Origin of the sequence: Streptomyces sp. NPDC051555 (assembly GCF_044454405.1) — a bacterium.
Taxonomy (GTDB): Bacteria; Actinomycetota; Actinomycetes; order Streptomycetales; family Streptomycetaceae; genus Streptomyces.
Genome location: NZ_JBITDP010000006.1, coordinates 195,444 through 221,560, shown reverse-complemented (window position 1 = coordinate 221,560; position 26,117 = coordinate 195,444). Strand labels below are relative to the sequence as shown.

Sequence of the window (26,117 nt, the reverse complement as noted above, 5' to 3'; positions counted from 1 at the left end):
GGGGGCTGCGCGGCGACCGGACCCCCGGCACCGCCGCGTCCTGTGCGGCGGGTCCTATGCGCCGCGTCCCGTGCGGCGGGTCCTGTGCGGCGGTGGTTACTCGGCGGCCTGGGACACGGTGGGACGCAGGCCGTGGAGGGCGTTGTCGACGAGTGCGTCCGTGTACGCGGGGGTGAGCGGTCCGGTGCGCAGCAGCCAGCGGTTCAGCAGCGGGCCCCAGATGACGTCGATGGCGAGGTCGAGGTCGATGCCGGGGGCGAGTTGGCCGGCCTGCTGGGCGGCCCCGAGGCGGCGGCGCTTGAGCGCACGGACGGGTTCGTCGAGGTGCTCGGCGTACTGGGCGGCGAGCTCGGGATCGCCGGCGACCTCGATGGTCAGCGCCCGCATGGGTTCCGCGATGCGGGGGTCACGGAGTTCGGCGAGGGTCTCGCGCAGCACGACCTTGAGGTCCGCCGCCAAGTCTCCGGTGTCCGGTAGGCCGGCGGCGGGGTCCTCCCCGCGGCCCTCGTCGTGACCTGTGCCCTGACCTGTGCCGTGACCTGTGCCGTGGCCTTCGCTGAGCATGCGGAACGCGTCGAAGAGAACGGCGCCCTTGCTGGGCCACCAGCGGTAGATGGTCTGCTTGCCGACTCCGGCGCGGGTGGCGATGGCCTCGATGTTGAGCTTGCCGTAGCCGAGCTCTCCGGCGAGGTCGAAGGCGGCGGTGAGGATCGCTCGGCGGGATGCCTCGCTGCGCCGGGCGGCGTTGGGGGCCTTGGACGGCGGAGTTGTCATGGGGGAACCCTACCCAATTCAAGAGACGAGACGCTCCGTCTTGCGACACCCGCTCTGCGTGTGTCATGCTGACGCTCATGCGAGACGGACCGTCTCGTCTCAGGTTGGCTCGGTTTCACGAAAGAGAATGAGGCAGTCATGACCACCACCGCAGCATCGATCGGCCCGCGCACCGACGGACCGCGGACCTGGTTCGTCACCGGCGCCAGCCGGGGCCTGGGGCGCGCGTTCGCAGAGGCCGCCCTCGCCGCCGGCGACCGGGTGGCGGCGGTCGCCCGTACGACGGCCGCCCTGGACGAACTGGCAGCGACCCACCCCGACCGCGTCCTGCCGCTGACCGCGGACGTCACCGACCGGGCCGCCGCGTTCGCCGCGGTCGAAGCGGCCGCCGACCACTTCGGACGGCTCGACATCGTCGTCAACAACGCCGGCACGCTGTCGGCCGGCATGGTCGAGGAGTTCACGGAGGCCGAGGCCCGGGCGCAGATGGAGGTGAACTTCTTCGGCGCCCTCTGGGTCAGCCAAGCGGCCATGGCGCTGCTGCGCGCCCAGGGCGGCGGTCACATCGTCCAGATCTCCAGCATCGGAGGCATCTCGGGCTTCACGACCACCGGCCTCTACAGCGCGAGCAAGTTCGCCCTGGAAGGCATGAGCGAGGCCCTGGCCATGGAAGGCGCCCCGTTCGGAGTGAAGGTCAGCATCGTGCAGCCGGGCGGCTACTGGACCGACCTGTACGCAGCCATGCGCGCCACCACCCCGATCGCGGCCTACGCCCCGCTACGGGCCGAACTGGAGAAGCAGTGGGCCGAGGGATCGATCGACAGTGAACCGCGGCTGGCCGCCGAGGCGCTCCTGAAACTGGTCGCCGCCGAGGAACCGCCGATACGCATGGTCCTCGGGAGCATGGTGTACGACCTCGCCGTCGACGTCGCGGAACGCCGCAAGGCGACCTACTCCGGCTGGGAGCAGGTCAGCCGCGCGGCGGAGAAGGCGGTACCCGCGCCGGCCTAAAGGTTGTCGCAGGGGGTCCGTGTTGGGGCATTCCTGTTGTCTGGGTGGGGTGTTGCGGAGTGAGTCGTTGTGGGTGGAGACGTTCACGGGCTTGCGGGTGGAGCGGTTCGCGAAGCTGGTGAAGGTGGTGCGGGAGCGGGGCGGCAACGGTCCCCTGGCGGCGGGCACGGCCGGCAAAGTCGGCGCACTGCTGACGACGTCGAGGTAGTAGTAGTTCACAAGTCCCCCTGAGGACGGAACCTGCGGCCCTCCCCGTCGAAAATGGGCTGGGCCGGGATCATGCCTCCCTACGGCACGCCCAAGCCACTTGGGACCACCTGAGTTTCGTCAACCTTATTGATTGCAGGGGTAGTTGACCATCAGTGGGACGGGAGTGACGAGGTCGAAGGTCAAGGACCACAAGCACAAGGTGCACCGCTGACACCCGGACCGTCCGCCGCCCCACCCGCGGCCCGGGCAGGGCCGCGGACGCTCAAGAAGCCGCGGCCGCCGTCACCGGGAGGGTGACCTCGAAGCGGCAGCCGCCGGGGACGTTGCGGACGGCGGTACGGCCGGCGTGGGCCTCCACGATGCGCCGTACGATCGTCAGCCCCCGCCCCGGCCCCCATCGGGGCCCCGGCCTGCGACCCCGCGCCCGCACGCGTCGCGGGTGTTCGACGCCGCCATGGCGTTGGGCCCGCGCCGGACGTACGCCCGGCGCCGACAGGGGCGGAGTCAACCGCTGCTCGTGCTCAGGTGGCCCGGGGCCACGCCGGCGGCGCCGGCGTCCCGTGGGTGCACGAGCCGTCGGCGCCGTCGGGCAAGCAGGGGTCTGCTGCGGATCACGACCGCGGAGCGGCGGCCTCCGGGGCGAGGGAGTTGCCGCTGGCGATCCGGCCGCAATCGGACGGCGCCGTCCGGCCGGCGAAGCGGTCGCCCAGCCAGCCCAGCGCGGCGGGGGCCCAGGCCAGGGTCGCGCCCGTGTGGCTGAGCAGCTCGTACTGGTCGTACTTAACGGCGGAGCTGCCGGTGGCACAGTACTGGCGTGCGAGCGAGCGCACGTCGCCGGCGACCATCACGCCGTCGCCCGTGCCGATGCCCGGGCGGTTGCTGAAGGTTCCCTCGAAGACGCCTCCGTTGCCCTGGCCGATGAAGCCGGGGACGGACGGGGTGCCGGCGGAGCCGAGGTTGAGCTTGTTCATCGCCGTCACGAAGGCGGGGATCGAGTTGGGGTCGGCGTACTCCGGCTTCGCCATCTTCTTCCAGGTCAGACCCGGGTAGTGGCCGAGGGCGTTGATGATCGATCCGCGCTCCAGGTCCTTGTAGACGCTCAGACCGTAGCTGTTGAGGTAGCTCTTGAGGTCGATGCCGTACGAACGGGAGACGCCGATGACGGCCATCGGGATGACGCCGGACCACGCCAGCGAGCCGTCGACGTACTTCAGGTTGTGCGCCGGGTCCACGAGGAGGCCGCCCTCGGCGTAGCCGACCAGTCGACGGTTCACGTCCGGCGCGTAGCTCGGCGCGAGCGCGGCGGCCCAGTTGGTGGCGATCGCGCCGCCCGAGTAGCCGAGGAGGCCGAACGACGTGGTGGAGTCCAGGCCGGTCTCGGCCGCCCTCGTCGCGGCGCGGATCGAGTCCAGGGTGTTCGTCCCGTACTCCGGTCCGGCGGCGAAGTTCGCCTGCTGTCCCTCGGTGTCCGGGATGACGAGGTTGTAGCCCTGCAGCAGCAGCGGCGCCATGAAGAGGGCCTCCGCATTGGGGATGGCACCGCCCAGGGTGACGCCGCCGGCGATCGCGCGGGAGGGGCTGTCCTGCGGGTTCAGCGAATCGTAGAACGACTGGTAGGAGACAGCCTTGCTGCTGTCGCCCGTAAGACTGCGCACCACCGTGGTCACGTTGGCGGCCGGGCGGCCCTGGGCGTCGGTGGTGCGGTAGAGCAGCTGGATCGCCTTGAGCGGCGTGGGGATGCCAAGGACGTGGTAGGGCAGGGTCCTTGTCTTCAGCACGGTGCCCGGCGCGAACGTCGACAGCGGCTCGCTGCCACCGTAGCTGTAGAACGGGTCGCTCGCCGAGGCTGTCGCGGCGGCCGGCGCGGCGGCCGGCGGCGTAGCGGCGACGGCGGTGGCGGCGGGTGCGGTGGCCATGGCTGCGGCGGCTGCGACAGCGACGGATATCAGGCGAACGGCCGTCTTGGACATGCGTTCCTCGAATCCTGGGTGGGGGGTCCGACGCAGCCGCATGGGGTCCGGTGCGCGCCGCGTCGGGCCGGGGTGGGCGGTCCCCGGCAAGGAGATGCGGTGAACGATGCGGCCGAGGTCCTGCCACATCTGGCCATGCACCGGCCAGTCGTGTTACCAACCAGTAAGTGATGTCCCGGAAACATCATGGGGCCGGTACGCGGCCGGGTCTCCGGGGTGGGGAACAAAGATGTGCGAGGTGGATTGTGACCGGATCCAACGGGGTGGAACGGGACCGGGGCCGTGACCGGGAACGGGAACGGGAACGGGTGCCGCGGTTCGGCGGTGTGCCGGTCCACAAGCGGCTCCAGGACGCGGCCGGTGCACTCGAACGCGCCGTAATGGTCAGGCTGGTCGAGCGGCTCCCCGTATACGGGACGCTACCGGCGGAGCAGCTCGGCGGCGACATCGCCAAGCAGGTGACCCACGGCATACGGGGGTTCGCCGCGGTCCTGCGCACCGGAGAGATGCTCGGGCAGGCCGAGGCGGCGGTCATCCGCGAGTCGTCGGCCAGGCGCGCCGACGAGGGCGTGCCGCTGGAGGCCGTGGTCGGTGCCTACCACCTCGGTGCGGAGGAATGCGCCGCCCGGGTCTTCCCGGCGGCCGAGCCGGGCGACTTGGCCGACGTACTACTGGTGCAGCGCCAGATGCTCGCGTACTTGCGGCTGGTGAGCTGTGAAGTGGCCGCGGGGTACGTACAGGAGCGGCAGACGGCCCTCAGCGACGAACAGGTCGCGCTGCAGTCGCTGCTGTCCCGTCTACTGGAGGGCGGTAGTCCGCAGGGCGCGGCGGACCGGGCCGGCATCCGGCTGCCGGCCTGCTACCTGGTGCTGAGCATCGCGGTGGGGCCGCACCCCGACGAACTGGTGCCCGGTGTGAACCACTCGGTCGCCGCCCGCCGCAAGCTCCGGCGGCTGCGCAACGAGATCCAGCGCCAGACGACGGGCGTTCCGCTCTCGGTGCTGTCCGGCGGCGGTGGGACGGTGCTCATCCCGTACGAGGCTCCGCCGGCCGAATCCGGCCACGTGGACCGGGTGTGGCTGTCCCGGCTGGTCGAGCAGCTCGGCCGGATGTGCGGCGCCGAGCTGCTGGCGGCGGCGACTGCCGCGGCGCCGGAAGGGGTCGCGGAGGCCGCCCGACTGGCCGGGGAGGTGCGGGCGGTGGCGGAGGCGTCCGGCCGGGGGCCCGGGGTGTACCTGCTCGATGACGTGCTGCTGGAGTACCAGTTGAGCCGCCCGAGCCCGGCCAGGGCGGGGCTGGCCGCACTGCTCGACCCGCTGGACGCCCGCCCGGAGCTGCTCGACACGCTGCGCGTCTTCCTGGCTCGGGGGCTCGATCGCCGCCGGGCCGCGGCCCGGCTCCAGGTGCACCCGAACACGGTCGACTACCGGCTGCGCAAGGCCACCGAGCTCACCGGGCTGGACGCCTCCCGGGGCGCGGACATCCTGACCCTGCGCGCCTCCCTGGCCGCCCACGACGCCGTACAGCAGGCCGAGCTGGACGCGGGTCGGCCCGGGGCGCCCCGGCCGCCGAACTGGTGGTCGGCCCGGACCTAGCCTTCCGGCAGCGCCTCGGACGGGATCAGTCGCGGCGCGACGTCGCGGGTCGGGCCGACCCGAATCGAATCGAATCGAATCGGGTCGGCTCGGGTCGGCTCGGGTCGCGTCGGCTCGTACGGCATTGCGCCGGGGCGTACGGACTCGCGCGCCGTGCGGAAATGAATCGCGCGGGACGACTGTTGGTGACGATCATGTCTGATGATCTTGAGTGGGCCGGTCGGGTCCACCCGCTGCTGGCCGAGCGGTTCAGCCCGTACGCCTTCGATCCGGCCGGTGCGGTGCCGGACGAGACCTTGGAGCTGCTCCTGGAAGCGGCCAGGTGGTCCCCTTCCGCGGGCAACTCCCAGCCCTGGGGGTTCCTCATGACCAGGCCCGGTGAGCCGGAGTACAAGCGGGTGGTGCCCCATCTGGCGCCCAGCTCCGCGCGGTGGGCCAAGGACGCGGGGTTGTTGGTCGTGGCGCTGACGCACCGCCATGTCGACGGGGCCGGCTTGGTCTACTCCGAGTTCGCCGACTACGACCTCGGGCAGGCGGTGGCCCACTTGAGCTTCCAAGCTCAGGCCATGGGCCTGTCCACCCACCAGTTCCGCGCCTTCGACCTGGAAGCGCTCACCGAAGAGCTCCGGCCGAACCCTGGATGGGAAATCGTCTCGATGGTCGCGATAGGGAAGGCCGCCGACGCCCCTGCGAGCACGCGGGCCCGGCGCAGTACGGACGATCTGCGTTCCGCCCCGTGGGCCGTGACCGCGCGCTGACGGACGGGTCGGCCCGGCGCGTCGGATCGCCGGCGACACGCCCGGCGCACCCGCTCGCGCGGCTACTGGCTCGGTGCACCGCCGATCAGGTAGTCCACCCGGCGCCTCAGGCCGCTCCAGCGCCGGTCGTGGTGGTAGGCCCGCTTGATGGCCCGGGCCCGGGCCCTGTGCCGGCCGCGGTAGAAGCGCCGGGCCCACGGTGACACGGGCCGGGCCAGCCGGACGGCCCCGACCAGGGCGATCACCGGGACCACCACCCCGAGTACGGCCATCCGTGGCTTCCCCTTGTACATGGCGACGACCGACAGCAGCAGGTTGCCCACCACCGTGCTCATCACCGTCAGCCGGCTGCTCTCCTCCTCGGGCGAGAGCCCGTCCACTCCCAGCGGCAGGAACCCGCAGAGCAGCAGCGCTGCCAGCGCCGAGGTCATGATCACCACCTCGATGCTGATCGTGCCCTGTTTGGTCCAGTAGACGTCGCTCAGGTGCAGGATCAGTGCGAACTCGTCCAGGACGAGACCCGTTCCCATGCCGAACACCACCGCTGCCAGCGCAGCCCCCCACCCCGTCCGGCCGGCCGCGCTGCCGGTGAAACCGCCCACGGTCATCAGGATCACCCCCGGGACGGCGTGGTGCACGTGCAGGCCGCCGGGAGTGACGTTGCGGAAGGGCCCCTTCCCCGCCCTGATCATTCGGGTGATGACCCGGGTGACGGCGAAGGTGAGGACGAACGCCGACAGCGCCAGGAACAGCGGCAGCTTCCCCGGCTCGACGATGTTGCGGTACCACCAGTCACCCATGTCGTCGTCCTCCCCGGCCCTGACCCGACCCGTGCGGCCGCCGCGCGCACCCGCGGGCGACAGCTACTTGCCGCGGCGGCCGAGCAGCCATGCCGTCGCGGCTCCCGCCAGGAAGGTGACGGCCAGCACGAACCACATCGGTGCGTCGACCCACGGGATCCAGAAGTGGATCCGCGCCGTTCGCGTGTTGATCAGCACGAACCACACGGCCAGCCCCGCGAGTACCAGGCCTGCCACCAGCCGTGGAGACAGAGCCGGCCGCGATCGGGAACCGTCCGCGCGCCGGGTCGATTTCGTCCGGGCCATCGAACACTCCGTCCTCCGAGGAACACCGACCGGCAGGAACCATCACCCGACAGCACCTGACAGCACCTGACAGCACGCGCCGGCTCCCACCACTCTCACCCGCACAGGCCGCCACCGCACTTCCATCCCTGCCCGGTGGCCGGGCCGATCTCGCCGGAGCCAGGAATGAGCGACCGGTCGTCCGGGTTCAAGGGATGGCTCGCCGGGGCCCGCCCGGACAGAACACCTTCAGAGAGAAGACGTGACGATGCGTGCTGTCATCTTGTCCGAATACGGTGGGTCCGACGTGCTCCGCGTCGCCGAGGTGCCGACCCCCGAGCCGGGTGACGGTCAGATCCGCGTCCGGGTCTCGGCAGCCGCCTTGAACCCCGCCGACGCCTTGATCCGTTCTGGCGCCCTCGCCTCCCGCGTCCCCGCGCAGGACCACTACGTTCCCGGTCTCGACGTGGCGGGGACCGTCGACGCCCTGGGCGGCGGCGTGCGCGGCTTCGCGGTCGGCGACGCCGTGATCGGCCTGTCCGACTGGCCCGAGACCCAGGCCGGCACCCACGCCGAGTACGTCGTCCTGCCCGCCACCGCCGTCACCACCGCACCGAGGCACGCAACCCCGGTACAGGCGGCAACACTTGCGCTGAACGGACTCACCGCCTGGCAGGCATTGGACCTGCTCGCCCCGACCGAAGGCGACACCGTGGCGGTCACCGGCGCCGCGGGCGCCGTCGGCGGCTATCTCGTCGAGCTGGCGGTCACGCGCGGCCTGCGCGTCGTCGCCGTCGCCGGACCCCAGGACGAGGAGTTGGTGCGCGGGTTCGGTGCCGACCTCTTCGTACCGCGCTCCGACAACCCCACCGCGGCGATCCGCGCCGCCGTCCCGGGCGGAGTGGCCGGGCTGATCGATACCGCGGCCTTGGGCGGGTCGGCGATCGGAGCGGTGGGCGACGGCGGTACGTTCGTCAGCGTCCTCGGCGCGGGCCCGGCGGCGGAGCGCGGAATCCGCGTATCCCAGGTCCGCGTACACAGCGACGCCGAGCAACTCGCCGAACTGGCCCGGCTCGCGGACGCCGGCCGGGTGAGCCTGCGGGTGGACCGGACGATGCCGTTCTCGGAGGCGGGCGCGGCTCACGACGCGCTGGCCTCGCGCGGCTTGCGCGGGCGCATCGTACTCGTGCCGTGAGCAGCCGCCCCGCGCATGTAACAGAGGGTGCCACGAGCGGCGCGGAGAGTGGCCGCCGGTCTAGCCGCCGAGGCACTTGCACTGGCCCGGGAGTTGGCGACCGGTGACGGCTCCGCGGGGGCGGGCGTGATCAACAACTTCCACGGTGGTTCCCCCGTGGTCCTGAACGGCGCGAACAGCCGTGCCGTGGTCCACTTCGGGACGGCCGGGTGATCAACAATTACTTCAGGCCCGCGGTCGTCCTGAACGGCCGAGGCAGTCGGGCCGAGATCCACCACACGACCGTCGCGATCACCGAGAACGACCTGGACCGGGCCGCCGACCAACTGGCCGACGCCGTGGGCACGCACTGGTACGCGGAGGCGGACAGCCGGGGACTGCTCAAGAGGGGGGTACCCGTGCGCTGGCGGGTGAGCCGACGCCGGCTCACGACCAGGGTCGCCGCCGCGACGGCCGAGCGGGGTACGCCGAGGTTCCCGCCGCTGCCCGGGGTCGTCCCGGTGACCGAGGACGGTTGGGCGCCGGACGACGAGCGGAGGGACGTGGTCGACTGGGCGGTCGAGCGGCCCTCCCGCTTGCACAAGGGGCACCGGCATCTGCGCCAGTTGCTGGCCACGGGCCGCATCGCGTTGTTCCTCGACGGTTTCGACGAGGTCCACGAGGAGGTACGGCCCCTGGCGGTGGCCGCGTTGGAGTCCGCGCCCTTCCGAGTCGTCCTGATCTCCCGCACCGAGGAGGCCGCGGACACGGCCGCGCGGGAGCTGCCGGCCGGCGCCGTCGCCTTGGAGCTCGAACCGGTGCGGCCCGCCGACGCCGCCTCGTACCATCCCCTGACGGTGAGTCTGCTGGCGGAGGTCTACGCACCTCGCGGCCCGGTCGAGGAGTTGTTCGACCTGACCGGTCCCGACGCCGTCCGCGACCACCTGCTCGATCACGCGGTCGCCGCGGCCTACACGCGAAGGCCGCGGCCCCATGGCTGCCGCCCCTACCGCCCCGAGACGGCCGAACGGACGTTGCGGCATCTCGCCGCGCGGCTCACCGAGGACGGCACCGCGGAACTGCACTGGTGGCGGATCCCGTCCTGGCCCGGGCGGCGATTCAGGGTGTGGATCACGGGGACCGCCGTCACCGTGGTGTACCTGACGACCGTCCTCCTCACCCTCGCACCGTGGATCGGACCGCTCTGGGCCGCAGTCGCCGCACTCATGGGCTGGACCCTCGGCACTCTCGACGCCGCCATCCGCATGTCCCGGCTCCACCATCAGCAGCGGCTGACCAGCGCCGGTTGGCGGGACATGCTGCCGCTCCTGGCGATCACGGGCGGTCTGTTCGACTGGATCATGACGACCGGTCCGGCCTGGCTCCTCCTGCGCTTCGCCGGGCACCCGCAAAGCCTGCTGCTGTGCTGCTTGTTGGGGCTGCCGTACGGCTTCGGCGGCGCACTGCCGCGGGGGCGTGCCGTGGACCTGGTGGCCAGGACCATCGTGGCGCCGTTCCGGTTGCCCGCTCCGCTCGCGCCATGATCCCGGAGCTGGAAACGGAGACGCGGGTCCTCGGCCCCAGGGACGTCTGGCGGCACCACACGCGGATGCTGTTCCCCCTCGGGCTCCTGGCGGGCGGCGCCGTGGGCCTGTACACAGGAGGGCTGGCCGCCATGTCGAACGGAGCCGGTTTCGCTCTCGCCCTCGGCGTGGTCGTGGGCAGCGGCCACGCCCTCGCGGCCGGAATCCTCAGCAACGCGGCGGTCGCCACCGCCCTCACCGCCGTACAACTCTCCGTCCGCGGAGGCACACCCCTGCGCCTGATGACCCTCCTCGACGACGCGCACCGGCGCGGGCTCCTCCGAGCGAACGGGCCCGCCTACGAGTTCCGGCACGTCCGGCTCCAGGAGCGGCCGGCCCGTCGACCGCGGTGACCGGCCGTCATCCTGGTGCCGCAGCCGGAGGGTTCAGCGGTGGTGCGGCCGTGCCGAGACCGTGGCAGATCCGGGTCCGGGACCGCGGCCGCGGGTAGGGTGCGGGCATGGACATCTCCGGGCGGCCGGGCGCCGGCGACAGAGCGGGGCGGGGCTCCTCGTCGGCCCGGCCGGGCGGGGCGGCCGATCGTCTGTTGCGGCTCGGCCGTCTACCGGTGGCCGTCATGGTCCTGACGGGTCTCCTCGCGGCCTACATGGCGCTCGTGGCCTTCGGCAACATCACCGACTTCGACTCCAACCGCGCGTTCGTCCGGCACGTGCTCGCCATGGACACGACGTTCCGGGACCCGGACCTGATGTGGCGGGCCGTCGGTTCACCGACGCTGGTGTACATCGCCTACGTGGGGATCATCGTCTGGGAGGTCCTCACCGCCGTGGTGCTCACCACCGCGACGGTGCTGCACGGCCGGGGTCTGCGTTCGGGGCTCCATGAACGTGCCCGGCGGGCGACGACGCTCGGCCTGCTCATGCTGATGCTGCTGTTCGGCCTCGGCTTCCTCGTCATCGGCGGCGAGTGGTTCGCGATGTGGCAGTCCACCAAGTGGAACGGGCTGGAGCCCGCCGGGCGCAACTTCACCCTGGCGGGGATCGTGCTCCTGCTGGTCCACCTGCCGTCGCGGCAGTGGGGGCCCACGGAGGGCTCCGAGGCGTAGCCCGGCGTCCTCCCGCCTCACGGCCGTTCGCCGCGGGGCTCGGGCTCGGAGTGGCCGTCAGGCCCGGCCCAGCCGGCGTGCTTCCGACTCCGTCACCGGGTCCCCGGACCGCACTCCGTGGAGGACGTGGGCGAGCACCTCGGCTCCTCGGACCACGCGGGGGCCCGGCCGGTTGAAGTACGCGGGCCCGTCCAGGACCCATACTTCTCCGGCCCGGACGGCGGGCAACTCGCCCCAGCCGGGCAGCGAGGTGAGCAGATCGATCTCCGCCAGGGTCCGTTCGGGCGGGAACCCGCAGGGCAGTACGAGCAGTACGTCCGGGCGCGCCTCGCGCACCGCCTCCCAGGTCATCGGCTCGGTGTGCTCGCCGGGCGCGGCCATCAGCGGATCCCCGCCCGCCGCGGCGATCTGCTCGGGTACCCAATGGCCGGCGGGCCAGAGCGGATCGAGCCACTCGACGGCGACGACCCGGGGTCGGGGCCGGCCCCGCGTGCGGCGTCGGACTTCGTCGAGTCGACCTCGCAGCTCCGTGCGCCGCCGAACGGCCGCCTCGCGCACGCCCAGCAGTTCGCCGACGGTGACGAGGCAGTCGAGGACGTCGTCCAGGGTGCGGGGCTCCAAGCTCAGCACGCGGGGCCCCGCGTCCATCAGGCGCACCGCCCGGGAGACGCCTTCGTAGGACACCGCGCAGACCGCGCACAGGTCCTGGGTGAGCAGGACGTCGGGTGCGAGCGCGCCGAGTGCCTCCGTGTCGAGGGTGTAGAGCGAGGATCCGCTGTGTGCCGCGCCACCGACCGCGTCGGAGATCTCCCGGCTGCTGAGTTCGTCGGCGTCGAATTCCGCTCGGGTGACGACGGGAACGGAGGCGACCGCGGCGGGCGGCCAGTCGCATTCGTGGGTGCGTCCGACCAGGTCGCAGACGAGTCCGAGGTCCGCCACGATGTCCGTGGCCGCGGGGAGCAGGGAGACGATGCGCATGCTCCGACTGTAGGCGCACGCGAGGGGCGGGCCCCTGACCGGGCCGGCTCGGCGCGGACGCGCCCCGCGCGAGCGGCTCCGACCCCGCGGCCCCGGCGTCCCGGGGCAATCCGCTGACCCGGCTCGTCGACGTCATCTCCCGCATCTTCACGCCGTTCCTGTGGACGCCGGCCGGTGCGGGCCTCCTCAAGGCCACGATCGTGCTGGTCACCGAGCTCGGCCTGGTCGCCGAGACCTGGCAGGAGTTCACCGTCCTGAACGCCGCGGGCGACGGGGTCTTCCACTTCCTACCCGTCCTGCGGGCAGTGACGGCGGCGAAGCCCTTCGCCGCAGCCAACCAGTGGACCGCCATGGCCATCGCGGGATCGCTGGTCCATCCGTCCGGGCCGTTCAGGGAGCCTCGGGCATCATCGGCCGGCTCTGCGGCCTCAGCCCGGCCATCGCCGGAGCCGTCCTGGGCGGCACCGACACCGTACGCACCAGCGAGGACTCCGAGGTCGTGCTCGACGCGACGCCGCTGTCCTTGATCCCGGAACGCGCGCTCACCACCACCGGCTGAGCCCGGGACGCGGACCCGCACCCCATACACGCACCCCTCCCGCCCCTCCCCGAGGAGCCCCCCCCAGTACGAAGGGGGTGCTGGCCCCACCATCGGCCGGCCCGCTGCCCCGATGGTCCGGCGGGCGGCGAGAAACGAGGCTGAACGCGTACAGATCGACCAGATCGACCGAGCGAAAACAAGGGAAGCCTCTGTGTTCAGCTTCAAGCCGCCGCGCCGCCGCCGTACCGCCCGTACCGCTCGCGCCGTCGTCGTCGGAGGTCTTGCCGCCGTCGCCTGCGCCACCGTCACGGCCGGCAGCGCAGGTGCCATCGTCAACGGGTCGCGATCCAGCGAGAGCTACCCCTTCATGGCGAGCGTGCCGATATCGGCCCCGAAGCACGGACTGCTCGACGGGAACTGCGGGGCATCGCTGATCGACGAGCGGTGGGTCCTGACCGCGGCCCACTGCGTGCAGGGCGACGGCCTCGAGCTGGAGGGCATCGTGCGCCTCGGCAGCGACCACCGGAAGTCCGGCGGCACCGTCCGGAAGATCGACCGGACCTTCGTCCACCCCGGCTATCTGAACGGCGACAACAGGGCCGCCAACAAGGACGACGTGGCGCTCATCCGGCTGGACCGACCGGTCTCCGTGAAGCCGATCAAGATCGCCGAGCGGCCGGGGAAGCCCGGCACCCCGACCCGGCTCCTGGGCTTCGGCACCACCTCCGACACCGAATTCCTGTTCCCGGACCGGCTGCAGGAGCTGAACACCCGCAGGGGCGCCGAGTCCGAGTGCGCGCCCGGGTACGCGGACCGGACCCGGCTGTGCACGATCACCACCGTGCCGCATGCCATGGCCTGCTTCGGGGACTCCGGTGGACCGCAGGTCCAAAGGGGGCGCGGCGGCCGCTGGGAGCTGATCGGCGTCACCTCGGGGCCCGGCGCTCCGAACGTCGCGTGCTCGCAGGGCCCCGGCCTCTACTCCAGCGCGCCCGCGTACGCCCGTTGGATCGAGCGGACCATCGAGGCCAACGGCACGGAAGGGTAGCGGGCGGCGACCGCGGCGCCCTGCCCCCCTGGGCACCGCGGCGCACCGTGCGCGCTCCGCTCAGGCGGTTCCGCCCTTCGCCGGTCGTTCCTTCTCGGCGTTGACGACGGCCCGCTCCAGGACGGCGGTGCGTTCGACGACCGTGCCGGGCTTGATGCCGCCGAACTCCTTGACCTGGACGCCGCGGCTGCCCAGGTAGGCGAAGGTCGTGCGGTCGAAGACCAGCTCGGTGCGTTCTCCGGTCTTCTCGTCCAGGCGGGCCAGGGCGAGCCCGCTGCGGCCGACCGCGTCCTGGGAGTTCTGGACGAGGACCACGCCCGGGACCTGTGCGGCGGCACGGTAGAGGGCGGCGGCCGTCGGCGCGGGGACGAGCTGCTCGTTGATGATCTCCTGGATCTCCTCGAACGCCTGCTGATCCCGGTCGCGCGGGCCGCTGAGCTTCGCGTAGATCGTCTTCAACAGGGCCTGCGCGTCAGCCGGTTGGGCCTTGAGCCAGTCGTACGACAGGCGGGTCTCGTCGCCCGGGATGTCCTTGCCGTTCTTGGGCTTGGAATAGGGATTGTTCGCCCCGAGGCCGATGCCGCCCTTGGCCTGGTAGCCGGGCTCGTCGAGCCAGCCCTTGCTCGCGTCGGGGGTATGCCAGATCTCGCGCTGGTGCAGCGGCTGGACCCACGTCTTGGACTCGTTGGTGGCGCCGTTGACCGAGGTGGACATCCAGGAGACCGTGCTCTTGATGTAGATGAACTGGCCGGGCCCCGGCTCCGGGGTCTGCTGCGCGCTCGCGGCAGCGGCGATCTGCTGGACGGTCGAGACGAGCTGGACCGTACTGCCGGCCTCCACCGCTACGACGGGAGCCTCGACCGAAGCCGGTGCGGTGTTGCCACGGCTGGTCAGCGCGCTCACGGCGAAGACGGTGCCGAGCGCGACGGCGGTGACCGGAACGCCGATGAACAGGGCGCGCCGGACCGGCCGCCTCGGGGGCGTGGGCAGGGGTGCGGACGTGTGGATCTCGTTCAACAGGTGCTCCTCGAACAGCAGCCGGCGGTCGAGCGACATCGCGGGGGCCGACGGGGCCGGCAACAGCAGGGCGAGCTCCGCGTGGTCCGGCTCTGCGCGGTCCAGCTCTCCATGGTCCGGCCCCGAGCGGTTCAGCCCGGTGTGGGTCATGGGCTCGGTCCGCTTCCAGAACTTGCGGGTCATCCGTACGTCTCCTCGTGCGACTCGTACGACCGGGCCGCGGCGGTGCGGCCACCCTGTACTTGTCCGGGGCGCGGAAGCGGTTCCCGGTTCTTCGTCAGTTCCTGTCCGGCGAGTTTGCGCAGCCGCGTGCGGGCACGTGAGAGGCGCGACCGTACGGTGCCGACGGGGACGCCCAGCGCGGCGGCGGCCTCGGCGTAGCCCAGGCCGGACCAGACGCACAGGGTGAACACCTCGCGCTCGGTGCGCCGCAGCCGCTTCAGCGCCCGCTTCGCCGCGGCGAGTTCGTCGGCGTCGGCCATGCGTCCGACGAGTTCGTCGGCGAAGTCCGGGACGGTGTCGCGGGCCGGCAGACGTCCGAGGGCGGCTTGGTGGCGGCGTCCGGCACGTCCGGTGTTGCGCAGCACGTTGACCGCGATGCCCATCAACCACGGGCGCGGGCCCGCCTCGTGGTCGAGGAGCCGCTCCCGCAGCCGCCACGCCTCCAAGAAGGTCAGCGAGACGATGTCCTCGGCGAGGGCCCAATCGCCCGTCACACGGACGGCGTGCCGGTGGACCAGGGGGGCGTGGTCGCGGAAGAGTTCCCTGAACGCCTCGGGGTCCCCGGCGCGTATCCGGTCGTGCAATGAGTAGTTCACGAACTGCCTTGTCCACCGGGGGCGCCCGGTTCCGGTGACCTGCCTCACAGGCCATCGGCAGTGGGGCTGCCTGCCCAGGACCCTTCGGGCCGCGCGGCGAGCCTCAACCGCGCAGGTCGAGCAGCATCACCTCGCGGGGGTTCCCGCCGGCCTCCCGCGGCCGAGCCTCGCCGATCGTGCGGTACCCCCAGGCCCGGTACGCGGCCACCGCGGCCTTGCTGCCCGGCTGCACGTTCAGCAACACGCGCTCGGCCCCGTTGCCTTCGAGCAGCGCCTCGTGGAGGCGGCGCGCGATGCCCCTCCCCCGCCACGGTGCGCGTACGGCGAGTTCCATCAGCCCGAAGGTGCGGTGCCCGTCCTCACGTCGCATGTCGGCGGACACCGGCACGGTCAGTTCGTCCCACCACACCGTGTCCGGGGGGACCGACCAGCCGTAGGCCATGCCGACCGGGTCCCCGTCCTGCGTACGCGCCAGGGCGGCCCGAAAGGTCGCCCGGTGCAGCTGTGAGGAGAGCCACCGCAGGGCCGCTACGGCGTCGTCCTCGGTCTCGTTGTACGGAGGTTCCGCGAACACCTCGGCGTAGATCAGCCCCAAGGCCCCCTCGGCCTTCGCTGCGGCCGCGCCGTCCATGCGCTCTATCGCAACCGTCGCCTGCTCTGTCATCCCATGCCCCCGGCCGGTTCCGCGGATGCCTGCTCCGCTCCTGAAGAAGATCGAACAGGGACCAGGATCGCCCACCACCAGGGCCGAGGGGGCTCGCGGGGGGGGGCGGAGGCCGACAGTTCGGTCAGCCGGTCAGCGGAAAGAGCATGCAGCTGCTGGTGGCGTGGGCGAGCAGGCGGTCCTTCGCGTCGAACAGCTGGGCCTCGGCGAGGGCGGTGCGGCGCCCGGCGTTGATCACCGTGCCGACGGCGCGCACCCGGCCCGTTTCCACCGTGACCGGCCGCAAGAACTTCACGGTCAGATCGAGCGAGGTGTAGGCCATCCCTTGGGGGAGCGTGGACTGGACGGCGCAGCCCGCCGCCGAGTCGAGCAGCGTGGCGAAGACGCCCCCGTGCATGCTCCCGATCGGGTTGTAGTGCTCCTCCCCCGGCAGCAGGGAGAAGACAGCCCGGCCGTGTTCCACCTCGTCCAGCGCGAAGTCGAGGGTCTGACCGAGGGGCGCCCCGGCCAGTCGCCCCGCCTGCACCTCGCGCAGGAATTCCAGCCCGGCCATGGCTCCCGCGGCCCGCGCCGGGACCGCCGGATCGTCCCAGCTGTACGTACGTGTCCGCCCCACGGCGCAGCGCCTTCCCTAGCATCTGACTTTTGTGAATGAAGCTAGACCCGGCGCCACCTGACTGTCAATGACACAGCCAGGCGCCTACGATGGCGGGATGGAGTGGCTTGAGGCAAGCACGGAGAACTGTCCCGTCCAGCGGGCACTCGACGTGGTCGGGGAGAAGTGGACCCTGCTGATCCTGCGTGACGCCGTCAACGGCGTCCGCCGCTTCGACGACTTCCGCCGCCACATCGGTTTGTCGGAGGCCGTCCTCAGCGACCGTCTGCGCAAGCTGACGTCGGCCGGTGTCCTGCGGACCAGCCCCTACCGGGAGCCGGGCAGTCGTTCCCGCAACGAGTACCGCCTGACCCGCAAGGGCTGGGACTTGTGGCCCGTCCTGGTGGCGCTGAGCCAGTGGGGCGAGACGCACGCGCTCGGCCCCGAAGGCCCCGTCGTGGACGTACGCCACACCGACTGCGGCTCCCCTGTCCGTGTCGCCGTCCAGTGCTCCGCGGAGCACACCGACCTCTCCCCCGGGGACGTCACCGCCACGCCGGGCCGGGGGGCCCGGCCCCGGCATCGGCCGGCGTCTCGGCCGGATCCTCATGGCTGACGAATGGCTGTGACCAGCGCACATGAGGCGTGTTCAGAAGACCCAGAGCGTGGAAAGTGTGTCACTCCACGGCGGCATCGAGGAGAATCCGTGCCAGCTCGCGCGGCTGGGAGAACATCGGCCAATGTCCGGTGTCCATCTTGATCAGCCGCCAGTGCTTGCCGTCCACCAGCTCGGCTACGTCTTTGTCGGGCTCGGCATCCGCGGGCTCAGCCCCCGCGAGCGCGCACAGGATGTAAGTCGCCGGAAGTTCACCGAGCGGCCTCGCCAGCACGGCGGGCTCGGTCAGCGTGGCGCCCGGGTGAGGCGTCGAGCCGCGGACGAGGCGTGCGATCTGCTCATCGGTGAGACCCTCGCCCTCGTAGTGGGAAGCCGGCGCGAGCGGCCAGAACCCTCCGTTTGCGGCGATCGATGCCTTGAGCGTCGCTCCGCCGTCCGGCCGGGCGGCGGCGAACGACTCGCCGTCGATTGGGACACTGGAGTCCACGAATACCGCGCGGGCCAACCGGTCCCCGATCCGCTCCGCGGCCTGCCCGACCGGAATGCCCGAGTAGCTGTGACCTACCAGGACTACGTCACGCAGGCCCTGGCGTTCCACCTCGGCAACGATGTCCTGGACGTGAGTCGCCTGCCCCGCCGGGACACCCCGCTTGTCAGCGAGGCCGGACAGTGTCAGCGGGTAAACGCCGTGGCCGGCCGCACGCAGACACGGCGCCACCTCGTCCCACGCCCACGCCCCGAGCCGCGCACCTGCAACCAGCACGAAATTCACCATGCTCGAACCGTAGCCGAGCAGCCGAACGCTCCCTAGAGGATATTTTCGATCCGCACCCTAGGCGGAGCCGGTACCGGACGCCCGCCGTGAGGCGGGCGCGGAGGCGCCGCGGGTCGCCGGGGACGGCGTGGTGCACCTGGTCCGCTTCGTTCCCTCCCGGGAGACCCCGGAACTGGACCTGGTGCGCGACCCGTTCCCGTTGGTCGACGTGCCCGTCGCCGTCCGGCTCGCCACCGCGCCGCGCTCGGTGCGGCTGCAGCCCGCCGGACAAGAGCTGGCCTGGCAGCACGACGGCGAGTACCTCCCCGTACGGGTCACCACCGCGGACGGGCACGCGATGGTCGTGGTCGAGCACGACCGACGCCGCAGGGGCCCTCGGTTCGGGCCCGCGGCCTCGGGGTCCGGGTCCTGGTCCTGGTCCTGGTCCTGGTCCTGGTCAGCCGACGGGGTCGGGGTCAGCCGACCGGCAGCAGGGTCGGGTCGGCCACGATCCGGCGGACCGTCGTCAGCGCCGCGCCCAACAGCGGCCCGCGCCGGCCCAGCGCGGACGGGCGCAGCGCCTCCGGGGCCCATGGCCGCACGGTGACCCGGGCGGCCAACTCGGCGCGCACGGACGGGATCAGCCAGTCGGCGAGTTCGGCGTAGGCGCCGCCGAGGACCAGACCGTCCGGGTCGATGAGTTCCACGGCCGAGGCGAGGGCGAGGCCCAACGCTCGCCCCGCGCGGTCCAGCGCCGCCAGGGTGGGCGCGTGCCCGGCGGCGGCGCGCTCGGCCAGCAGGGCGATCGGGTCGCCCGCCGGGTAGGCGCCGGCCCCGCCGCGGCCGTGGGGGGGGGGGGGGGGGGGGCGCGGGCGCGGCGCCCCCCCCCCGCCGGCGGCGGGGGCCCCCCGGGGGGGGGCCCCCCCCCCGCGCCCGGGCGGGCCCCCCCCCCCGGGCCGCGCCCCCCACGGCCGCCTCGCCGGCGTACTGTTCCAGGCAGCCCCGGGCACCGCAGGCGCATGCGACGCCGTCGGGCTGGATGGGAATGTGGCCGAGTTCGCCGGCGAAGCCGCGGGCGCCCCGGAACAAGCGCCCGTCGATGACCAGGGCGGCGCCGATCCCGGCCTCGGCGGAGACGTGGACGAAGGTCTCCACGGCCTGCTCGGCGCTCCAGTACTCGGCCAGCGCCCCGAGGTTCGCCTCGTTCTCCGGTTCGGGCACGGTGTCCGGGTCGGGCCAGTGGTCGGCGAGCCGGATCCCGTGCCAGCCGAGGTTGGGCGCGCGCTCGACCAGTCCGCCGGGGCCGTTCGGCACCACCCCGGGCACGGCCAGGACGCGGCCCTCGACCCGCAGTCCGAGGGCGGCGGCCTCGGCCTCCACCTCGGCGGCCAGTGCGGCGACCTCCGCCAGTACCAGCCCGGCCGGCCGGCCGGCGTTGGCCCGTTCCACCCGGCGCCACACCCGCGGCTCGCCGCGCAGGTCCACCACGCAGGCGCCGAGGTGGGTGACGCCGATCTCCAGGCCGACTCCGGCGGGGCCTTCGTCGGCCACCGACAGCGCGCGTCCCCGGCGACCGACCCGTCCGTCGGGCGGGTTCTCCGCCTCGGTCAGCGCGCCTCGTCCGATCAGCTCGTCGACCAGCGACGAAACGGCCGCCCTGGTCAGGCCGACGCGTCCGGCGACGTCCGCACGAGACAGCGGGCGGGACAGTGAGCCGTGCGCGGCGACCTCGCCGAGGACCAACCCGAGGTTGCGCCGTCGCATGTCCTGTAGCGAAGCGGGCCCGTTGCCCGGGTCGCTCTTCGCCTTGCCGACCACTGTCACGCGCCGCCCCTCCTACCGGTCCTCGGCCGGAGCTCCCTGCAGGGCCCCGGCCCGACGCAGCGTATCCCCGATGCGCATCAGGGCCTCGTCGTCCCGCTCCACCGGCTCCAGCACCGGGCCCCGCGCCGTCTTCCAGCGGCGGGCGACCGCGTCGGCGGGCTCGCGGGTGAGCAGCGCGGCGGCTTGGGCGGCGGCGCCGAGCGCCACCAGTTCCTCTGCGTCGGGCACCTGGACCGCGCGGCCCGAGAGCCGCAGGACGGTCCGCTGCCAGGTCCGGCCGCGGGCGCCGCCGCCGATCAGCAACAGCGGCTCGTCGCCCGCCGGGTCCGCGCCGCCCGCGCGCAGCACGCCGTCCAGGGCGGCGAGCAGGGCGTGGGCGGCGCCGTCGTAGGCGGCCTGCAGCAGCTGCCCCGGGGTGGTGTCGTGGCGCAGCCCGTGGACCAGGCCGGAGGCACCCGGGAGGTCCGGTGTCCGCTCGCCGTCCAGGTAGGGCAGGACGACCGCCGTGCCGCCGTCCTCGACGTCCTCGCGGCCGCGGCCGAGCAGGGCGGCGAAGTGGTCGACGGCGAGGGTGCAGTTGAGCGTGCAGGCCAGCGGCAGCCAGCCACCGAGGGCGTCGGCGAAGCCGGCGACGGTGCCGCTCGGATCGGCGGGCCTGGTCCGGCCCACCGCGTAGACGGTGCCGGAGGTGCCGAGGCTGAGCACCGGCTGCCCGGGGAGCAGGCCGAGGCCGAGGGCCGCGGCCATGTTGTCGCCGGTGCCGGCGGCCACCGGCGTGCCTTCGCGCAGCGGCGTTCCGGCGCGCACGGCGCCGGCGCGCGCGCCCGGGGGCAGGACCTCCGGCAGCAGGCCCGGATCGAGGCCGATCCGGGCGAGGACGTCCCGGTCGTAGCCGTCCGGCCCCCACCAGCCGGTTCCCGAGGCGTCGCCCCGGTCGGTCACCGCGGCGCCGGTCAGCCGCTCGGTCAGGAAGTCGTGGGGCAGGCGGACGGCCGCGGTCCGGTCGGCGGCGACGGGCTCGTGGGCGCGCAACCAGGCCCAGGTGGGGGCCGTGAAGGCGGCGGTGGGCACGCTGCCGGTGCGGCGTGCGAGTTCCGCGGCTCCGATCGCGGCCTTCAGCTCGGCGGCCTGGGGCGCGGACCGGACGTCGTTCCAGAGGAGCGCCGGACGGACCGGTGCTCCGGCGGCGTCCAGGGTGACCAGACCGTGCTGCTGGCCGGCGATCGAGACGGCGGCCGCGCGGTCCGCCCAGCCGGTTCGCGCCGCGGCCTCGCCGAGCGCGTCCCACCACTGCTCGGGGTCGCTCTCGCGGCCGGCGCCCGTGCTGACGGTGTGCACGGCGCGGCCCCGGCCCAGGACGGTGCCGGTGTCGAGGTCGACGGCGAGCGCCTTGGTCGACTGGGTGGAGCTGTCGAAGCCGATCACGACGCGCTGTTCGGGCATGCGTTCCTCCGATGGGGTTCCTTCCGGCGTTCCCGCATACTAATTTGTTTAGAGTCATTACAAATCCCTTCGGCACTGAATCCGGAGCCGCTCCATGTCCAGCGACACCCTCACCCCCACGCCGGCGCACAAGTTCACCTTCGGTCTCTGGACCGTCGGCTGGCAGGGTCGCGACCCCTTCGGCGACGCGACCCGTCCCGCCCTCGATCCGGTCGAGACCGTGCAGCGGCTGGCCGGCCTCGGCGCCTACGGCGTCACCTTCCACGACGACGACCTGATCCCCTTCGGAGCCGGCCGGGCCACGCGCGAGCAGACCGTCAAGCGCTTCCGTAGCGCGCTGGACGACGCGGGGCTGACGGTCCCGATGGCGACCACCAACCTCTTCACCCACCCGGTCTTCAAGGACGGCGCCTTCACCGCCAACGACCGCGACGTACGGCGCTACGCGCTGCGCAAGACGATCCGCAACATCGATCTGGCGGCCGAACTCGGTGCCTCGGTCTACGTCGCCTGGGGCGGGCGCGAGGGCGCCGAATCCGGCGCGGCCAAGGACGTGCGCACCGCGCTCGACCGGCTCAAGGAGGCCTTCGACCTGTTGGGCGAGTACGTCGAGCAGCAGGGCTACGACCTGCGCTTCGCGATCGAGCCCAAGCCGAACGAGCCGCGCGGCGACATCCTGCTGCCCACGGTCGGCCACGCCCTGGCCTTCATCAACGCGCTGGAGCGGCCCGATCGGGTCGGCGTCAACCCCGAGGTCGGCCACGAACAGATGGCCGGGCTCAACTTCGCGCACGGCATCGCCCAGGCCCTGTGGCACGACAAGCTGTTCCACATCGACCTCAACGGCCAGTCCGGCATCAAGTACGACCAGGACCTGCGCTTCGGCGCCGGAGACCTGCGACAGGCCTTCTGGCTGGTCGACCTGCTGGAGTCCGCCGGTTACGACGGCCCGCGGCACTTCGACTTCAAACCGCCGCGCACCGAGGACTTCGACGGCGTCTGGGCCTCGGCGGCCGGCTGCATGCGCAACTACCTGCTGCTGGCCGAGCGTTCCCGCGCCTTCCGGGCCGACCCGGAGGTGCAGGCCGCGCTCACCGCCTCCCGGCTGCCCGAGCTCGCCCTCCCCACGGCCGAGGACGGCCTGACCGGGCTGCTCGCGGACACCTCCGCTTTCGAGGAGTTCGACGTCGACGCCGCCGCCCGGCGCGGCATGGCCTTCGAGCAATTGGACCAGCTGGCCCTCGAACACCTCCTCGGCGCCCGCTGACCGTACCCGCGACGGAGCCGGGCCGTGCGGGTGGCACGGTCCGGCTCCGCCGTCGTCCACCTCCGGGGGCGGGCCTCAGGCCGGGCAGGGCGGTTCGACCTCGGGTGCCGGCCGGGACGGCGGGCAGGGCTCCGTCCAAGCCGCCGATCCGCAGCTGCCAGGGGTGCTGGCTGTCGGTGGTCACCCGCAGGCGGTCGCCGGTGCGGCGCGGCGCGAAACGGGCGCTCTCGCCGGGGCCCTCGGTGTGCGGGATCACGACGGCGTGTTCGGCGCCGTCGGCGAAGGCGTGCACCCGCAGCTCGACGTCCTCGGCCCAGGCCGGGACCGGGCGCTGCTCGTCGGCCCCGAACGGGATCACGGAGTCCGGGCGGGCGAGCCGCGGAGGGTACCGCGGCGCCTTCGAGGCCGGCGGCCAGGTACGCATCCTGCACGCCCGCCGGCTGCACGATCCCCGGGGGGCGCGAGAGCCCGGCACCCGAACTGGCTGCGCAGCGCCACCCCGTACGGGGCGTCCCCAGGCCCCACCTCGCCGAGGACTCGCCACTGAACCGGCTCGCGGCGTACGCCGAGGCCGGCGGCCACCTCGTCCTCGGCCCGCTCACCGGCTACGCCGACCGCGAGGCCCGGGCCCGCCACGAGACCGGCCCGCCGCCCAAGTGCATTGCTCGTCCAAGTACGTCGCTCGCCCTACTCCGTGGAGAAGCGGTACGCCGTCCTCGACCGGTACCGCTCCCCCGGCCGCAGGACCGTGGAGGGGTACCGGGGCCGGTGAGGAGAGTCCGGGAAGTGCTGGGTCTCCAGGGCGATGCCCGCGTGGGCGGGGTACGGGCGCCCGGAGCGGCCCCTCAGCGAGCCGTCGAAGTGGTTGCCGGTGTAGACCTGGATCCCCGGTTCCGTGGTCAGGCATTCGACGCGGCGGCCGCTGGCCGGGTGACTCAGGACGGCGGCCCGCCGGTAGCCGGTGCCGTCGAGCACCCAGGTGTGGTCGAAACCACGGCCCGCCCGGTGGAGCTGCTCCTGGTCCTCGGCGATGGAGGTGCCGATCCTGCGGGCCCGGCGGAGGTCGAAGGGGGTGCCGGCGACGGGCTCGACCGGGCCGAGCGGTATCAGCTCCTCGTCGACGGGCAGGTACCCGGCGGCCTCGACCCGGAGCAGGTGGTCGAGCACCGTTCCGCTGCCCTCGCCGGCCAGGTTGAGGTAGGCGTGGTTGGTGAGGTTGACGACCGTCGGAGCGTCCGTGGTGGCCCGGTAGGTGATCGAGAGCTCCCCGTCCGGGTCGAGCAGGTACGTCACCTCGGCAGTGAGGTTGCCCGGGAACCCCTGGTCCCCGGCGCGGCTGCGGGTGCGGAAGCGGACGCCGATCCGGCGGTCCGCCCGGACCGGGACACCGTCCCAGAGGCGGGTGGCGAAGCCGTCCGGTCCGCCGTGCAGGGTGTGGCCGCCGACCTGGGTCGCCAGCCGGTGCGTCACGCCGTCGAGGGGCAGCGCGCCGTGGGCGATCCGGTTGGCGTAGCGGCCCACGGTCGCGCCGAAGAAGGACGCCGCGCCGAGCATGTCCGCCACGCTGTCGCTACCGAGGACGACGTTGGCCCGCCGCCCGGACCGGTCGGGCGCGTTCACGGCCTGGAGGCGGGCGCCCAGGCTGAGCACCTCCACCGTCACGTTGCCCCACGAGCCGAACGTCCATTTGGTGACGCATCGTCCGTCCGGAAGTCCTGCGAAGTCCTCTTGGCTTAGCATCAGTTGGCCGGAGGTGACGAGTGCGTCTCTGGACACGGGACTGCTCCGTTCGACACGGTTCGGAAAAGGGCGACGCCCGCCGTCCTGGCGGGCATCGTCGGGTCGGGGTACGGCTTCCGGACGGCACGGGCGACGGCCAGGTGGGGCAGCGGCTCCGGCGAGGGGGCCAGGGGCTCGGGCCAGGCGTGCGGGGCTCCGTTAACGCATACATAAATTGTGAGCGTTAACAAATACGCTTGTCAAGGCAGGGCCCACCGGGGCCACGAGGGGCCACCGGCGCGTCAGCGCCGGACGACCGGGCCCGCGCTGCGCCGCAACACCATCTCCGGGGAGATCTGCACATGGGGCGCCGAAGGCGTGCCGCCCGCCAGCTCCCCGACGAGCAACTCCAGCGCCCTGCGGCCGAGTTCGCCGAAGTCCTGTCGCACAGTGGTCAGGGGCGGGATGAAGTAGCCGGCCTCCGGAATGTCGTCGAAGCCGACCACACTGATCTCGTCAGGGACCGACCGACCGGCCTCGTGCAGCGCGCGCAGCAGGCCGAGGGCCATGTGATCGCTCGCGCAGAAGACGGCGGTGACGTCGGGCAGTTCGGCGATCCGCAGCCCCGCCTGGTAGCCCGAGCGAGCGCTCCAGTCGCCGCGCTCCACCGCCGGTTCGGGGGCTCCGGCCGCACGCAAGGTCATCCGCCACCCCTCCTCCCGGTCCTGGCTCTCCAGCCAGTTGGCCGGCCCGGCGAGGTGGTGCACCGTGCGGTGGCCCAGGTCGAGCAGGTGCCTGGTCGCCTCGCCGGCGCCGTAGCGGTTGCCCACCGACACCATCGGCACCTGGGTCTGGTTGCCCGAACCGACCGCGACGAGCGGCACGGAGCTGGAGAGCCGGGCCACCGCGCTGACGGCGGAGGTCTGGGGCGCGATCACGACGACGCCCTCCACTCCTTGGTCGCGCAGCCGGTCGACGGCTTCCTGGACCGAACGGCCGTCAAGGGAGCGCAGGCTCGTCACGCTGACGGCGTACCCGGCGCTGCGCGCGGCCCGCTCGATGCCTTCGAGCATCGACGCCGGGCCGTACAGGGTCGAATCGAAGCTGACCACCCCGAGGGCCTGCGAGCGTCGGGTGACCAGGGCCCGGGCGGCGGAGTTGGGCCGGTAGTCGAGCTCCCGTATGGCCGCCAGCACGCGATCCCGGGTGTCGGGCCGCACGTGCGGGGCGCTGTTGAGCACCCGGGACACCGTCTGGTGGGACACCCCGGCCAGTTTCGCCACGTCCGCCATCACGGGCTGGCGCGATTGCGTCCCGGCATTATCGGTTCCCACTCGCAGTTCCCTCCTCGATTGCGGACCACAGTACGCGACCAGGGCGACTCCGGGCCGGTGCGGCCCTGGTCCTGGCCCCGGTCCTGGTCCGCGCCCCTCGTTCCAACCGGCGGCGTCCCTTCAGCCGGACACGCAGGGAGCTCGCACGCGGCCGCACGTGCTCGTATGTGCGCGCATGTGCCCGTATGCCCTCGTATGCGCTCGCGTTCGCCGAGATCACCGTCCCGCCGCGCGCACGGCGCGCATCAGATGCACGGAAGCCGCCGACGCCCC

26 protein-coding genes and 3 pseudogenes are annotated in these 26,117 nt (G+C 72.8%); 13 read left to right on the top strand and 16 right to left on the bottom strand.

From position 1 onward, the window contains the following. Positions 1–96: 96 nt before the first annotated feature. On the bottom strand, positions 97–774 hold the full coding sequence (locus ACIBEA_RS15780) for a TetR/AcrR family transcriptional regulator (RefSeq protein WP_399261102.1): 678 nt from the start codon (positions 772–774) through the stop codon (positions 97–99). A gap of 138 nt (positions 775–912) precedes the next feature. Between ACIBEA_RS15780 and ACIBEA_RS15775 the strand changes: the two genes are divergently transcribed. Both ACIBEA_RS15775 and ACIBEA_RS15770 read left to right on the top strand, forming a co-directional pair. Beyond that, the gene (locus ACIBEA_RS15775; RefSeq protein ID WP_399261100.1) at positions 913–1,785 is read left to right on the top strand and encodes an SDR family NAD(P)-dependent oxidoreductase; all 873 of its coding nucleotides are present in this window, start codon (positions 913–915) and stop codon (positions 1,783–1,785) included. Positions 1,786–1,825: 40 nt separating this feature from the next. Beyond that, positions 1,826–1,939 (top strand): annotated as a pseudogene (locus ACIBEA_RS15770) (IS5/IS1182 family transposase); the annotation flags it as partial. 318 nt (positions 1,940–2,257) lie between these two features. Here the strand turns inward: ACIBEA_RS15770 and ACIBEA_RS15765 are convergent. Both ACIBEA_RS15765 and ACIBEA_RS15760 read right to left on the bottom strand, forming a co-directional pair. Next, positions 2,258–2,398 (bottom strand): annotated as a pseudogene (locus ACIBEA_RS15765) (ATP-binding protein); the annotation flags it as partial. Between the two features lie 208 nt (positions 2,399–2,606). Further along, positions 2,607–3,965, bottom strand: a complete 1,359-nt coding sequence (locus ACIBEA_RS15760) for a lipase family protein (RefSeq protein WP_399261098.1) — start codon at positions 3,963–3,965, stop codon at positions 2,607–2,609. A 245-nt stretch (positions 3,966–4,210) separates the two neighbouring features. Here ACIBEA_RS15760 and ACIBEA_RS15755 point away from each other — a divergent pair, with 245 nt between their 5' ends. Next, positions 4,211–5,560 (top strand): PucR family transcriptional regulator, encoded by a 1,350-nt coding sequence (locus tag ACIBEA_RS15755; protein WP_399261096.1) that lies wholly within the window; start codon positions 4,211–4,213, stop codon positions 5,558–5,560. A 194-nt stretch (positions 5,561–5,754) separates the two neighbouring features. Then, complete coding sequence (locus tag ACIBEA_RS15750) at positions 5,755–6,318, top strand: nitroreductase family protein (RefSeq protein ID WP_399261094.1); 564 nt, start codon at positions 5,755–5,757, stop codon at positions 6,316–6,318. Positions 6,319–6,380: 62 nt separating this feature from the next. Here the strand turns inward: ACIBEA_RS15750 and ACIBEA_RS15745 are convergent, their stop codons facing one another. Both ACIBEA_RS15745 and ACIBEA_RS15740 read right to left on the bottom strand, forming a co-directional pair. Beyond that, positions 6,381–7,118, bottom strand: coding sequence for a hypothetical protein (locus ACIBEA_RS15745; RefSeq protein ID WP_399261092.1), 738 nt, complete (start codon positions 7,116–7,118; stop codon positions 6,381–6,383). A 63-nt stretch (positions 7,119–7,181) separates the two neighbouring features. Then, positions 7,182–7,355: a LapA family protein gene (locus ACIBEA_RS15740; protein ID WP_399261091.1), complete on the bottom strand. Its 174-nt coding sequence runs from the start codon at positions 7,353–7,355 to the stop codon at positions 7,182–7,184. Between the two features lie 331 nt (positions 7,356–7,686). Between ACIBEA_RS15740 and ACIBEA_RS15735 the strand changes: the two genes are divergently transcribed. From ACIBEA_RS15735 to ACIBEA_RS15715, 5 genes are all read left to right on the top strand, one after another. Then, positions 7,687–8,598 carry an NADP-dependent oxidoreductase gene (locus ACIBEA_RS15735; RefSeq protein WP_399261088.1) on the top strand — a complete coding sequence of 304 codons (912 nt, stop codon included), beginning with the start codon at positions 7,687–7,689 and terminating at the stop codon, positions 8,596–8,598. Positions 8,599–8,646: 48 nt separating this feature from the next. Then, entirely contained in the window at positions 8,647–8,811 is a 165-nt protein-coding gene (locus ACIBEA_RS15730) for a hypothetical protein (RefSeq protein ID WP_399261086.1), read from the top strand. Then, positions 8,808–10,121: a hypothetical protein gene (locus ACIBEA_RS15725; RefSeq protein WP_399261084.1), complete on the top strand. Its 1,314-nt coding sequence runs from the start codon at positions 8,808–8,810 to the stop codon at positions 10,119–10,121. The genes ACIBEA_RS15730 and ACIBEA_RS15725 overlap by 4 nt, the downstream gene beginning before the upstream one ends. Beyond that, the gene (locus ACIBEA_RS15720) at positions 10,118–10,513 is read left to right on the top strand and encodes a hypothetical protein (RefSeq protein WP_399261082.1); all 396 of its coding nucleotides are present in this window, start codon (positions 10,118–10,120) and stop codon (positions 10,511–10,513) included. The genes ACIBEA_RS15725 and ACIBEA_RS15720 overlap by 4 nt, the downstream gene beginning before the upstream one ends. A 224-nt stretch (positions 10,514–10,737) precedes the next feature. Then, positions 10,738–11,226 (top strand): DUF2165 domain-containing protein, encoded by a 489-nt coding sequence (locus ACIBEA_RS15715; protein ID WP_399261440.1) that lies wholly within the window; start codon positions 10,738–10,740, stop codon positions 11,224–11,226. 57 nt (positions 11,227–11,283) lie between these two features. On the opposite strand, the gene ACIBEA_RS15710 is transcribed toward ACIBEA_RS15715, so the two are convergent. Further along, positions 11,284–12,204 carry a cobalamin-binding protein gene (locus ACIBEA_RS15710; RefSeq protein WP_399261080.1) on the bottom strand — a complete coding sequence of 307 codons (921 nt, stop codon included), beginning with the start codon at positions 12,202–12,204 and terminating at the stop codon, positions 11,284–11,286. A gap of 340 nt (positions 12,205–12,544) precedes the next feature. Here ACIBEA_RS15710 and ACIBEA_RS15705 point away from each other — a divergent pair, with 340 nt between their 5' ends. After that, positions 12,545–12,763: a hypothetical protein gene (locus tag ACIBEA_RS15705; protein ID WP_399261078.1), complete on the top strand. Its 219-nt coding sequence runs from the start codon at positions 12,545–12,547 to the stop codon at positions 12,761–12,763. A 193-nt stretch (positions 12,764–12,956) separates the two neighbouring features. Continuing rightward, complete coding sequence (locus ACIBEA_RS15700; protein WP_399261076.1) at positions 12,957–13,793, top strand: S1 family peptidase; 837 nt, start codon at positions 12,957–12,959, stop codon at positions 13,791–13,793. 60 nt (positions 13,794–13,853) lie between these two features. On the opposite strand, the gene ACIBEA_RS15695 is transcribed toward ACIBEA_RS15700, so the two are convergent. The 4 genes from ACIBEA_RS15695 to ACIBEA_RS15680 all read right to left on the bottom strand — a co-directional run bounded on the left by ACIBEA_RS15695 (position 13,854) and on the right by ACIBEA_RS15680 (position 16,908). Continuing rightward, positions 13,854–14,993, bottom strand: coding sequence for a CU044_5270 family protein (locus tag ACIBEA_RS15695; protein ID WP_399261074.1), 1,140 nt, complete (start codon positions 14,991–14,993; stop codon positions 13,854–13,856). Continuing rightward, positions 14,990–15,628 carry an RNA polymerase sigma factor gene (locus ACIBEA_RS15690; protein ID WP_399261072.1) on the bottom strand — a complete coding sequence of 213 codons (639 nt, stop codon included), beginning with the start codon at positions 15,626–15,628 and terminating at the stop codon, positions 14,990–14,992. The genes ACIBEA_RS15695 and ACIBEA_RS15690 overlap by 4 nt, the downstream gene beginning before the upstream one ends. A gap of 103 nt (positions 15,629–15,731) precedes the next feature. Then, positions 15,732–16,292 (bottom strand): GNAT family N-acetyltransferase, encoded by a 561-nt coding sequence (locus ACIBEA_RS15685; RefSeq protein WP_399261070.1) that lies wholly within the window; start codon positions 16,290–16,292, stop codon positions 15,732–15,734. 124 nt (positions 16,293–16,416) lie between these two features. Continuing rightward, positions 16,417–16,908, bottom strand: a complete 492-nt coding sequence (locus ACIBEA_RS15680; RefSeq protein WP_399261068.1) for a PaaI family thioesterase — start codon at positions 16,906–16,908, stop codon at positions 16,417–16,419. A gap of 97 nt (positions 16,909–17,005) precedes the next feature. Between ACIBEA_RS15680 and ACIBEA_RS15675 the strand changes: the two genes are divergently transcribed. Continuing rightward, complete coding sequence (locus ACIBEA_RS15675; RefSeq protein WP_399261066.1) at positions 17,006–17,503, top strand: winged helix-turn-helix transcriptional regulator; 498 nt, start codon at positions 17,006–17,008, stop codon at positions 17,501–17,503. 61 nt (positions 17,504–17,564) lie between these two features. Here the strand turns inward: ACIBEA_RS15675 and ACIBEA_RS15670 are convergent, their stop codons facing one another. The 4 genes and pseudogenes from ACIBEA_RS15670 to xylB form a co-directional block, all read right to left on the bottom strand. Continuing rightward, on the bottom strand, positions 17,565–18,278 hold the full coding sequence (locus ACIBEA_RS15670; RefSeq protein ID WP_399261064.1) for an alpha/beta fold hydrolase: 714 nt from the start codon (positions 18,276–18,278) through the stop codon (positions 17,565–17,567). Between the two features lie 455 nt (positions 18,279–18,733). Beyond that, positions 18,734–19,267 carry an ROK family protein gene (locus ACIBEA_RS15665; protein ID WP_399261062.1) on the bottom strand — a complete coding sequence of 178 codons (534 nt, stop codon included), beginning with the start codon at positions 19,265–19,267 and terminating at the stop codon, positions 18,734–18,736. A 16-nt stretch (positions 19,268–19,283) separates the two neighbouring features. Next, positions 19,284–20,021: pseudogene (locus ACIBEA_RS15660) on the bottom strand (ROK family protein); the annotation flags it as partial. A gap of 72 nt (positions 20,022–20,093) precedes the next feature. Then, positions 20,094–21,524 carry a xylulokinase gene (gene xylB / locus ACIBEA_RS15655; protein WP_399261060.1) on the bottom strand — a complete coding sequence of 477 codons (1,431 nt, stop codon included), beginning with the start codon at positions 21,522–21,524 and terminating at the stop codon, positions 20,094–20,096. A 94-nt stretch (positions 21,525–21,618) separates the two neighbouring features. Between xylB and xylA the strand changes: the two genes are divergently transcribed. Continuing rightward, on the top strand, positions 21,619–22,791 hold the full coding sequence (xylA, locus tag ACIBEA_RS15650; RefSeq protein ID WP_399261058.1) for a xylose isomerase: 1,173 nt from the start codon (positions 21,619–21,621) through the stop codon (positions 22,789–22,791). 687 nt (positions 22,792–23,478) lie between these two features. Here xylA and ACIBEA_RS15645 read toward each other — a convergent pair. Further along, the gene (locus tag ACIBEA_RS15645) at positions 23,479–24,567 is read right to left on the bottom strand and encodes an aldose epimerase family protein (RefSeq protein WP_399261056.1); all 1,089 of its coding nucleotides are present in this window, start codon (positions 24,565–24,567) and stop codon (positions 23,479–23,481) included. 245 nt (positions 24,568–24,812) lie between these two features. Then, positions 24,813–25,844, bottom strand: coding sequence for a LacI family DNA-binding transcriptional regulator (locus tag ACIBEA_RS15640; protein WP_399261054.1), 1,032 nt, complete (start codon positions 25,842–25,844; stop codon positions 24,813–24,815). Positions 25,845–26,117: the final 273 nt, after the last annotated feature.

Bases quoted from the DNA above. Each gene is read 5' to 3' on its own strand.
- ACIBEA_RS15710 (WP_399261080.1), bottom strand. From the start codon at position 12,204: ATGCGCATCGTCTCCCTGCTCCCCGCGGCCACGGACATCGTGGCGGAC.
- xylA (WP_399261058.1), top strand. From the start codon at position 21,619: ATGTCCAGCGACACCCTCACCCCCACGCCGGCGCACAAGTTCACCTTC.
- ACIBEA_RS15715 (WP_399261440.1), top strand. From the start codon at position 10,738: ATGGTCCTGACGGGTCTCCTCGCGGCCTACATGGCGCTCGTGGCCTTC.
- ACIBEA_RS15745 (WP_399261092.1), bottom strand. From the start codon at position 7,118: ATGGGTGACTGGTGGTACCGCAACATCGTCGAGCCGGGGAAGCTGCCG.
- ACIBEA_RS15675 (WP_399261066.1), top strand. From the start codon at position 17,006: ATGGAGTGGCTTGAGGCAAGCACGGAGAACTGTCCCGTCCAGCGGGCA.
- ACIBEA_RS15670 (WP_399261064.1), bottom strand. From the start codon at position 18,278: ATGGTGAATTTCGTGCTGGTTGCAGGTGCGCGGCTCGGGGCGTGGGCG.
- ACIBEA_RS15750 (WP_399261094.1), top strand. From the start codon at position 5,755: ATGTCTGATGATCTTGAGTGGGCCGGTCGGGTCCACCCGCTGCTGGCC.
- ACIBEA_RS15775 (WP_399261100.1), top strand. From the start codon at position 913: ATGACCACCACCGCAGCATCGATCGGCCCGCGCACCGACGGACCGCGG.
- ACIBEA_RS15695 (WP_399261074.1), bottom strand. From the start codon at position 14,993: ATGACCCGCAAGTTCTGGAAGCGGACCGAGCCCATGACCCACACCGGG.
- ACIBEA_RS15685 (WP_399261070.1), bottom strand. From the start codon at position 16,292: ATGACAGAGCAGGCGACGGTTGCGATAGAGCGCATGGACGGCGCGGCC.
- xylB (WP_399261060.1), bottom strand. From the start codon at position 21,524: ATGCCCGAACAGCGCGTCGTGATCGGCTTCGACAGCTCCACCCAGTCG.
- ACIBEA_RS15760 (WP_399261098.1), bottom strand. From the start codon at position 3,965: ATGTCCAAGACGGCCGTTCGCCTGATATCCGTCGCTGTCGCAGCCGCC.
- ACIBEA_RS15780 (WP_399261102.1), bottom strand. From the start codon at position 774: ATGACAACTCCGCCGTCCAAGGCCCCCAACGCCGCCCGGCGCAGCGAG.
- ACIBEA_RS15720 (WP_399261082.1), top strand. From the start codon at position 10,118: ATGATCCCGGAGCTGGAAACGGAGACGCGGGTCCTCGGCCCCAGGGAC.